Genomic DNA, 6,921 nt, shown 5'->3' with positions numbered 1-6,921 from the left:
GCCCGGGGCCGAGGGCGGCGCCCGCGCGCCGCGCCGACGCGGCGAGCACGCGCGAGAGGTCGAGCCTGCCGTGGTCCTTCCAGGCGAGCACGACGCCGCGCACAGGTCCGGCGTACACCGCCGTGGCCCACACGGGCAGCGGCGCCGTGCCGTCCAGCCGGTCGAGCCGGGGCGCCCCGGTCTCGCACCGCCATGGCGCCCGGTCGAGGGCCGACGCGCACGCGCCGCACAGCGGGACGTCCCACCGGCCGCACCCCGGGCACTCGACGGGCAGCACCCAGCGAGCGACGTCACGCAGCGCCGCGAGCACGGCGCGCACGACGTCGGCGCGCACGACGTCCGGTGGGATCACGCCGTCCAGCGTGGTCGTGGGCGCCGCCGCGCGGACGATTCCCACAGCCGCTCGCGGGCGGCAGCCGCGCGAGCGTGCGGCGGCCTGCCGCGACGCGGTCAGCCCGGGAAGACCGGGTCGCGCACGCCGTCGGCCACGTTCTTCCACTGGTTGCCCTGCCGGGCGAGCAGCGTGCCGGCCTCGTCGACGACGTAGATGGCCTGGCGTCCGCGGCCGGCCGCGATGCCGCGGCCCTCGAGCAGTGTCAGGGCGACCGTCGGACCGCCGACCGGCACCACGTGCGTGGTCGGCACGCCGAGCTCGGCGCTCGTGCCGAGGACGGCGAGCGTCACCTCGTCCACCCAGGCCACCTCGAGCGCGTCCTGGATCGCGCCACCGACGGCGAGCGGCTCGGGACTCGCGAGCGTGGGACGTCCGTCCTCGTCGCGGACCACCGAGGTGACGGTGATCTCGACGTCGGTGGCCGCCGTGCCGGCCGAGACGACGGCGATGCGGGCGCCGTCGCGCGAGACGCGCAGCGAGCGCACGGTGCGGCCCTCGAGCCACGGGGCGTCGACGGGCGCGACGTCACCGGCGGCATCGACCGCGAGCAGCGTGCCGTCCGACGCCCGCTCCCCGGTCCACACCCAGCCGTGGCGGTCGACCGACGGCGGGACGAGCGTGGCGCCCGTGAGCAGCTGCTGGGGGGCCCCGCCGCCCGGGGGCAGCAGCAGCAGCCTGCCGGTGCCGGACAGCACGACGCGGATCGACTCGTCGGGGCCGATCGCGGGGTGACGCGGGTCGAGACCCGTGAGGTCGGCGACGTCCTCCAACGGCTCGACGACGCCGTCGCGCAGGACCGACAGCGTGTCACCCACGAGCATGTAGGGCCCCGACGTCGGCGCGACGTCGCGCTGCAGCACGGGCACGCTCGTCTCGCGCCACGGCAGCCCGCCCACGGTGACCTCGACGCCCGTCACGGGGATGCGGCGGAGCGTCTCGGTGAGCTGGGCGTGCAGGAGGTTGCGGTCCACCTGCTCCGGCAGCGTCGGGATCTCGGCCAGGTCCACGCGCGCGACGCCGTCCTCGGACACGGTGACGGTCTCCGTGCTGAGCCGTGCCCCCTCGGGCGCGCCGGAGACGACGGCGTCCCGGAGCCACGGCGACGGGCCCCAGAGCAGCGCGCTCGCGGCGAGCGTGGGCGTCTTCGCCGTCGCGAACCAGCGCAGGTCGGGGACGAGGTGGGTGCGGTCCTGCGACGCGAAGTAGACCGGCACGGCGCGGTAGGAGACCTCGAAGTTGCCCGCGTCCATGAGCACCCCGTCGGGCAGGGCCGAGATGCGCCACTGGCCCGAGGTGTCGCGCGCGAGCTCGAACACGAGCTCCGTGTCGAGGGCGCCCGGCGCCGCCTCGGCGTACCGGCCGGCCTCGTCGACCGTGGCCTCGACCGGGACGGTCACGACGACGGTGCCGTCCTCCTGCGGCTCGACCTGCGGGCCGCTGCTGCGCTGCGGGTAGACCGTCACGTGCGCGCGCGGGTCCCACTCGTCGGACGCGCGCGCGGTGAGGAACTTGCGCGCGACGACGAACTCGTCGGCGAGGCCGGCCGCGCCGGCGAGGAGGAAACCGCGCACGAGCTCGGCGGGCTCCGCGTCGACGACCGGGTCGCTCGGCAGCTGGAGCGGCACGCCGGGCTGCTCGGTGCTGACGACGTCGCCCGTCCGGATCGGCCCCGACGTCGGGATCGAGACGCAGCCCGCGAGCGCGAGCATCGCGGCGGTCACGACGAGCGCGACCGCCGCGCGCGCCGCGGCGGTGCCTGGGCGCGGGCGCAGGCGCGGGCTCATCGGGCCTCCAGCCGGTCGAGGTCGGGGACGGACGTGGGGTCGAGGTCCGGCCGCCCCTCGTGCGACGCGTACGAGACCGCGACGGACGACCCCTGGGTGTCGGGCGGGACGAGCGGCACGGGCGACGACACGAGCGTGATCCCGGCGCGGCGCGGCAGCGTGAGCCGGAAGCACGCACCCTCGCCGGGCCGGCCCCACGCCTCGAGCCAGCCGCCGTGCAGGTGCGCGTCCTCGATCGAGATGGCGAGGCCGAGGCCCGTCCCCCCGGTCGTGCGGGCGCGGGCCGGGTCCGCGCGCCAGAACCGGTCGAAGACGTGCTCGACCTCCTCGGGCGTCATCCCCACGCCGTGGTCGCGCACGGCGACCGCGAGCGCGCGCTGGTCCGCGCCGAGCCACACCTCGACGGGCCGGCCGTCGGCGTGCTCGATCGCGTTGACGAGCAGGTTGCGCAGCACGCGCTCGACGCGACGCGGGTCGACGTCGGCGATCACCGGCTTGGGCGGCAGCTCGACCGAGAGCCAGACCCCGCGCCGCTCGGCGAGCGGGACGGCGTGCTCGACGGCGTTGAGCACGACGTCGCGCACGTCGCGGCTCTCGGCGTCGAGCATCGCGGCGCCCGCGTCGAACCGGCTGATCTCGAGCAGGTCGGCGAGCAGGTCCTCGAACCGGTCCAGCTGGGCCGTCAGGAGCTCGGCCGAGCGGGACGCGGCCGGGTCGAGCTCCGCGCGCGCGGCGTGGATGACCTCGGCCGCCATGCGCACCGTGGTCAGCGGCGTCCGCAGCTCGTGCGAGACGTCGGAGACGAAGCGTCGCTGCAGGTGGGACAGGTCCTCCATCCGGCGGATCTGGTCCTGCAGGCTCTCGGCCATCTCGTTGAACGACCGCGCGAGCGTCGCCATCTCGTCGACCCCCTTGACCACCATGCGCTCAGCCAGGTGGCCGTCCGCGAGACGCTCGGCGACGCGTGCGGCCGTGCGCACGGGCTGGACCGCCTGGCGCGTCACGAGGAACGTCATGCCGCCGAGCAGCAGCAGCAGGCCGAGGGCGCCGAACCCGAGCACGCGCTGGACGAGCGAGAGGGTCTGCTGCTCGGGCGCGAGGCTGTAGAGGAAGTACAGCTCGTACTGGCCGACGGCGGGTGCCGTGACGGCCGAGGCGACGACGAGACCCGGCACGACGCCCCCGTCCTCGCGCGGGATCGCGACCGACACCCAGTGCTGCTCGGACGAGCCCTGGACGGCGCGTCGCAGGTCGTCGGTGACGAGCCGGCTCAGGCCGGCGTCGGGCGAGGACGAGTAGTCGTTGACGAAGACCGGCGGGGTGGCGCCCGGCGAGCGGCGCAGGACCACCTGGTCGCTCGACCCGCCGAGCTGGAGGGCCCCGACCGTCTGCCGGAAGAGGCCGTCGATCTCGGTGCCGGTCGACGCGACCGCGCTGTCGAAGCTCTCCTGCGCGCGCTGCGTCGACCGCGCGCTCTCCTGGAGCACCTGGGTGAGGCGCTCCTCGAAGAGCCCGTCGCGGATCTGGTCGCTCAGGTAGCCCCCGAGCACGCCGACCGCGACGATGCCTGCGACGAGCGTCGAGGTGATGACGCGCAGCTGCAGGGACGCGCGCCACCGGTGCCATGCCCGGCGGACGAGGCGGTCGGCGCCGAGGCCGGCGCGGCGGAGCGTCCGACGGGCGCGCTCCGCGCGGTCGCGCACCGTCGCCCACGTGCCGGGAGGCGTCATCGCGACGTCACGCCGGGCCGGAGCCCGCCTTGTAGCCGACGCCGCGCACGGTCACGACGATCTCGGGGTGCTCCGGGTCGTGCTCGATCTTCGACCGGAGGCGCTGGACGTGGACGTTGACGAGGCGCGTGTCCGCCGCGTGGCGGTAGCCCCAGACCCGCTCGAGCAGGACCTCGCGGGTGAAGACCTGCCAGGGCTTGCGGGCGAGCGCGACGAGCAGGTCGAACTCGAGCGGCGTGAGCGGGATGAGCTCGCCCGCACGGGTGACCCGGTGGCCGGTGACGTCGACCTCGAGGTCGCCGATCGTCAGGTGCTCGGGCGTGGGTTCATCCGTTCGGCGCAGCCGGGCGCGCACGCGCGCGACCAGCTCCTTGGGCTTGAACGGCTTGGAGATGTAGTCGTCGGCACCCGACTCGAGGCCGAGGACGACGTCGACCGTGTCGCTCTTGGCCGTGAGCATGACGACGGGGACGCCGGACTCCGCACGGATGAGGCGGCAGATCTCGGTGCCGTCCTTGCCCGGGAGCATGAGGTCGAGCAGCACGAGATCGGGCTGCCCCGCACGGAAGGCGCCCATCGCCTCGTCACCGTGCGCGCAGAAGAGGGGCTCGAAGCCCTCCGAGCGCAGCACGATGCCGATCATCTCCGCGAGCGCGACGTCGTCGTCCACGACCAGGATCCGACCCTTCATGCGTCACATCGTGTCATCCCGGTGGGCGGCCGTGGACCATGCGGTCCCGGGGGGGCTCCCCCCGTGCGGTCCACAGGGCACGACGCCGTCCGTGGCGCAGCCACGAGCGCGAGCCCACCCGTGGCACGATGGGCGCGCGCGGCCGCGGGCCGCCCGGGCCGGCGAGCAGCCGGCGAGCAGGACCGGCCGCCGGACACAGGGGACGAGACGTGAGCGAACCGCACGACGCAGGCCAGGGCTGGGGCGCGCCGTCGGCGCAGCCGCCCGGCTACGGCGCGCCCGGTCAGCCCGCCCAGCCCCAGGACGGCACGGCGCCCGCTCAGCCGCAGTACGACCAGCCCCAGTACGGCCAGCCGCAGTACGGCCAGCCCCAGCATGGTCAGCCCCAGCAGGGTCAGCCTCAGTACGGGCAGCCCCAGTACGGCCAGCCCCAGTACGGGCAGCCCCAGTACGGCCAGCCCCAGCAGGGTCAGCCCCAGTACGGCCAGCCCCAGCAGGGTCAGCCCCAGTACGGCCAGCCCCAGTACGGCCAGCCCCAGTACGGCCAGCCGCAGCAGGCCACCGGGCAGTACGGCCAGCAGCAGTACGGGCAACAGCAGTACGGCCAGCAGCAGTACGCGCAGGGCGGCTGGGGCGGGCCGGTCGGCTACGCACCGGCCCCCGTGCAGCCGGGCATCGTGCCGCTGCGCCCGCTGAGCCTGGGCGAGATCCTCGACGGCGCGTTCCGGTCCGTCCGGGCGAACCCGCGCGTGATGTTCGGGTTCACGGCGATGGTCGCGGCCGGTGTCGCGCTCCTCGGGGCGCTCACGCAGGCGCTGCTCATCCCCGCGCTCGCCGGGTTCGTCTCGAGCGGCGTGGACGGGTCGATCGACCCCTACGGCGAGGGCGCGATCGTCGAGTCCACCGCGGTGTCCCTGTCGATGGTCGGCATCCTGCCCTGGATGCTGCTCGCGCAGATCGCGCTCAGCGGCATCCTCACGGTGTCGGTGAGCCAGTCCGTCATCGGGCGCAAGGCCGTGCTCTCCGAGGTGTGGTCGCAGCACTGGCGCCGCGTGCTCGCGCTCGTCGGCCTGAGCGTCCTCTACGGGCTCGCGGTGCTGCTCGTCGTCGGCCTCTTCATCGCGGGCGTCGTCGCGCTGGCTGCCGCGGGGCAGAGCGGCCTCGCGACGCTCGTCGGCGTGCTCGGCGGGATCGGTCTCTTCGTCGCGAGCATCTGGCTCTCCGTCCGGCTCCTGCTCGTGGCGCCCGTCCTCGTGCTCGAGCGCGAGCCGGTGTGGGCGTCGGTCGCGCGCGGGTGGCGCCTGACCCGCGGCAGCTTCTGGCGCCTGCTCGGCATCTCGCTGCTCACCCAGCTCATCGTCGGGCTCATCACGCAGCTCGTGTCCGCACCGCTCGGCATCCTGCTCGGCCTGACGCTCGCGTTCGCGCCCCAGGGCGTCTTCATCGCCGCGACCAACATCATGTACGGCATCACGCTCATCCCGGCGATCGTCTTCACGGCCGCCGTGTACGCGCTGCTCTACGTCGACGTCCGGATCCGTCGCGAGGGCCTCGACGTCGAGCTCCAGCGGGCCGCCGAGGCCGCCGCCGAGACCTCCGGGACCCGCTGACGTGCTGAGCCCGCACGTGCTGGGCCCCGTGCTGCGCGCGGACGTCCCGGTGGACCCGGACGCCGAGACGGCCCGGCGATGGCTCCGCGAGGAGCTCGCGGACCCGATCTACCACGAGCGCCCCAACCTCCTGCAGCGCGCCTGGGAGTGGATCCTCCAGCAGCTCGCGCAGGCGGAGCAGGCGATCGGCGGGATGGACGTCCGCCTTGCCGCCGTGATCGTCGTCGCGGTCCTCGCCGTCGGCGTCGCCGTGGCGTTGCTCGTGACGGGACCCGTCCGGCGCGCCCGCCGCGACCGGCGCGCCTCGGTCGACGTCTTCGGCGACGACACGCGCACGGCCGCCGAGCTGCGGGCGTCCGCCGACGCCGCCGCCGCCCAGGGCCGGTGGGCGGATGCCGTGCTCGACCGGTTCCGCGCCGTGCTGCGCTCGCTCGAGGACCGCGTCGTGCTCGACCCGAGGCCGGGCCGGACGGCCGACGAGGGCGCCCGCGAGGCCGGCGTCCGGCTGCCGTCGTGCGCGCAGGACCTGGCCCGCGCGGCGCGCCTGTTCGACGACGTGTGCTACGGCGACGCCGACGGGCGTCCCGAGGACGACGCCTGGCTCCGGGAGGTCGACGCGCGCGTCGCGGCGACCCGTCCGTCGCAGCCGCAGGACGACGTCGCGCCGCACGCCCTGGCGGCACCCCGATGAGCGCGGCGCTCACGCCGGCAC

At 75.3% G+C, this 6,921-nt stretch carries 5 protein-coding genes and 1 pseudogene; 2 read left to right on the top strand and 4 right to left on the bottom strand.

All coding sequences use genetic code 11. The features are described 5' to 3' along the window. The 4 genes and pseudogenes from ICW40_RS19680 to mtrA form a co-directional block, all read right to left on the bottom strand. Nucleotides 1-352, bottom strand: a pseudogene (locus tag ICW40_RS19680) (hypothetical protein); the annotation flags it as partial. Between the two features lie 98 nt (nt 353-450). Continuing rightward, entirely contained in the window at nt 451-2,178 is a 1,728-nt protein-coding gene (locus tag ICW40_RS19675; protein WP_221655672.1) for an LpqB family beta-propeller domain-containing protein, read from the bottom strand. Further along, the gene (gene mtrB / locus ICW40_RS19670) at nt 2,175-3,908 is read right to left on the bottom strand and encodes an MtrAB system histidine kinase MtrB (protein ID WP_221655671.1); all 1,734 of its coding nucleotides are present in this window, start codon (nt 3,906-3,908) and stop codon (nt 2,175-2,177) included. The genes ICW40_RS19675 and mtrB overlap by 4 nt, the downstream gene beginning before the upstream one ends. 7 nt (nt 3,909-3,915) lie before the next feature. Then, entirely contained in the window at nt 3,916-4,599 is a 684-nt protein-coding gene (mtrA, locus tag ICW40_RS19665; protein WP_221655670.1) for an MtrAB system response regulator MtrA, read from the bottom strand. Nucleotides 4,600-4,808: 209 nt separating this feature from the next. Between mtrA and ICW40_RS21695 the strand changes: the two genes are divergently transcribed. Together ICW40_RS21695 and ICW40_RS19655 are read left to right on the top strand one after the other, a co-directional pair. Continuing rightward, nucleotides 4,809-6,209 (top strand): glycerophosphoryl diester phosphodiesterase membrane domain-containing protein, encoded by a 1,401-nt coding sequence (locus ICW40_RS21695; protein ID WP_221655669.1) that lies wholly within the window; start codon nt 4,809-4,811, stop codon nt 6,207-6,209. Nucleotide 6,210: 1 nt separating this feature from the next. Beyond that, nucleotides 6,211-6,900: a DUF4129 domain-containing protein gene (locus tag ICW40_RS19655; RefSeq protein WP_308121926.1), complete on the top strand. Its 690-nt coding sequence runs from the start codon at nt 6,211-6,213 to the stop codon at nt 6,898-6,900. Nucleotides 6,901-6,921 lie beyond the last annotated feature (21 nt).

The organism is Actinotalea ferrariae (assembly GCF_019733465.1).
Lineage (GTDB): Bacteria > Actinomycetota > Actinomycetes > Actinomycetales > Cellulomonadaceae > Actinotalea > Actinotalea ferrariae_A.
This window is presented reverse-complemented; position numbering and strand designations above follow the sequence as displayed.

What these genes read in the sequence shown, in the direction of transcription:
- ICW40_RS19675 (WP_221655672.1), bottom strand. Translation starts at nt 2,178, where the DNA reads ATGAGCCCGCGCCTGCGCCCGCGCCCAGGCACCGCCGCGGCGCGCGCG.
- mtrB (WP_221655671.1), bottom strand. Translation starts at nt 3,908, where the DNA reads ATGACGCCTCCCGGCACGTGGGCGACGGTGCGCGACCGCGCGGAGCGC.
- mtrA (WP_221655670.1), bottom strand. Translation starts at nt 4,599, where the DNA reads ATGAAGGGTCGGATCCTGGTCGTGGACGACGACGTCGCGCTCGCGGAG.